The sequence below is a fragment of the Romboutsia sp. genome, assembly GCF_035470145.1.
Classification (GTDB): Bacteria; Bacillota; Clostridia; order Peptostreptococcales; family Peptostreptococcaceae; genus Romboutsia_D.
On record NZ_DATIRC010000153.1, the window covers coordinates 1 to 2,106 of the forward strand.

The window sequence follows — 2,106 nt, forward strand, 5'->3', positions numbered from 1 at the left end:
ATTTAATACAACAGTTAAACGGCGGTAACTATATTACTTTTGATTTGCCTTATGAATCAGAAAAAAGGCAAGATTTTCAAATTGAAAGTTTAGTTAGGTTAGTTGATGATTATTATTATATAAGAACTATTGAAGATAAAAGCGAAAATGGAACAGCATTTACAAGTTATTATTGCGAAGCTTTATTTTATGATTTACAATACAGCACACCATTAAAAGAAAAAGATTTTTTTAGCGAACAAGCAAGCACAATTTTACAATATGTTTTATATAAAACAGGTTGGGAACTTGGAACGTGTGATATAAGTGTATCAAGTGATTTCACAATTGAAGCACATGCCAATTGTTTAGAAACATTAAGAAAATTACAAGAAGTTTACGGCGGTGATTTAATATTTAATAATGAATTAAAAACCGTTTCATTATTAAATGATAGTTCAGAAAATAACGGTTTGTTGTGTACTTATGGCAAAAATTTAAATAGTATTATAAGAACTATAGATAGTACAGAAGTAGCAAACAAAATATATTTTATCGGTGAAAATGAAATTGATATATCAGAATTAAATTTAGGGCGTGAATATGTTTGGGTATATCCAACTATATTACCTAATGATGTAATACGTCATAAAGTTGTTTATAATAGCAACATATCAAGTGAAGAAGAATTATATAATTATGCGCAATGGAAAAAAAATACCTATGAAAATCCGACTATAACATATGAAATTTCCATGTCGGATATATCGGCAGTTAATGAAGACGAAATAGATTTTAAATTAGGCGACATTGTAACCGTTTTTGATGAACTTTTAGAAATTAACTTAGAAACTAGAATCGTAGCACTTGACTATAATATACAACAACCACAAGATACTAAAATAGTACTTTCTAACAAAGTAAGACAATTAGGTGACGACATGACCGAATATGAAAAAGTTAAAAAGAAATTAAGTAAAATAAATTGGGTTACACAACATAGAATTATAAGACAATTTTTATATAGTCGTGTTCTTGGATTAGGTTTTGTAAGTGCTAGTTATATAGAAGTTGAAAACGCGGAAGAAGGCGCAATAGGAACGGTCAAACTAGAAAATACTAACAGTTATTTAAATGTAAGAACAGGACCGGCTACCACATGGTCAATTATAGGAAGTTTAAGACATGGCGATACAGTAACAATAAATGAAGTTTTAGAAAATGGAACATGGTATCAAATACCATATAATTAAAGGGAAGTTTCTTAGCTTCCTTTTTCTTAAAAACGAAAGGGGTTTTATTATGATTTTTAATGAATCAGCAATAAAAGAATTATTTACACCAGATTGGGAAGACTTCCAAGAATTAATGGGTAATTATTTTTTAGAACAGCTAAATGAAACTAATGTTGAAATATTGGCAACATTAACAACGCTTATAGATACAACTTTAACGGGTAATAATATGTATAAGGTTTATGTTGGTGATACTTTAAAGGTATCAAGTGAACGTTATTTCAGTTTAGTAAATACTTATAATATATTAAGATATGGAAGTATTAAGACATATACAGCACCGGAAATGGAAGGTTAAATTTATGGTATAATTAACATAATATTAATTATGGGTAGGTGATACAAAAAAATGTTACATTCATGTGAACGCATAGACGATATAAATAGAATTGTAAATAAAACAAATCAAAATACAGACAAAATTATTTTACTTGAAAAAAATGTTATCCGCACTAATATGAAAGTTGGCGATAGTGTTATTAAAATAGACGAATTGAAAAATTTATGTTTTTGGATATTAGGTTTATTAATAACATTACTTATAACTATAATTGGAAGTTTAACATTTTTAGTATTTGAATTTAGTAAATTATTTTCATTAATTAATTAAAGGTTAGGTGATATTATGAGTTTTATAGTTGGATTAAGATGTGGGCATAAAGACGTTGTAAGTGGTAGCACAGGTGCAAGCGCGAACGGATTAAAAGAAGTTGATATTAATACAGACGTTTTTAATTATACTTATAATAGATTAAAAAATGTATATGGTGCAACTGTATATTATAAACATGGTGATTTAGGAAGTACTTTATATGATTATTATAATAAATAT

At 27.2% G+C, this 2,106-nt stretch carries 4 protein-coding genes; all 4 read left to right on the plus strand.

Annotation, left to right across the window (positions count from 1 at the left end; translation table 11 throughout):
* On the plus strand, nucleotides 1–1,232 hold a 1,232-nt coding region (locus VLM92_RS05905), incomplete at its 5' end, for a phage tail spike protein (RefSeq protein WP_325275421.1).
* Nucleotides 1,233–1,281: 49 nt separating this feature from the next.
* Nucleotides 1,282–1,572 carry a hypothetical protein gene (locus VLM92_RS05910; protein WP_325275422.1) on the plus strand — a complete coding sequence of 97 codons (291 nt, stop codon included), beginning with the start codon at nucleotides 1,282–1,284 and terminating at the stop codon, nucleotides 1,570–1,572.
* A gap of 51 nt (nucleotides 1,573–1,623) precedes the next feature.
* The gene (locus tag VLM92_RS05915; protein ID WP_325275423.1) at nucleotides 1,624–1,884 is read left to right on the plus strand and encodes a hypothetical protein; all 261 of its coding nucleotides are present in this window, start codon (nucleotides 1,624–1,626) and stop codon (nucleotides 1,882–1,884) included.
* Nucleotides 1,885–1,899: 15 nt separating this feature from the next.
* A partial coding sequence (locus tag VLM92_RS05920) for a hypothetical protein (RefSeq protein WP_325275424.1) occupies nucleotides 1,900–2,106 on the plus strand: 207 nt, incomplete at its 3' end.

What these genes read in the sequence shown, in the direction of transcription:
- VLM92_RS05910 (WP_325275422.1), top strand. Translation starts at nt 1,282, where the DNA reads ATGATTTTTAATGAATCAGCAATAAAAGAATTATTTACACCAGATTGG.
- VLM92_RS05915 (WP_325275423.1), top strand. Translation starts at nt 1,624, where the DNA reads ATGTTACATTCATGTGAACGCATAGACGATATAAATAGAATTGTAAAT.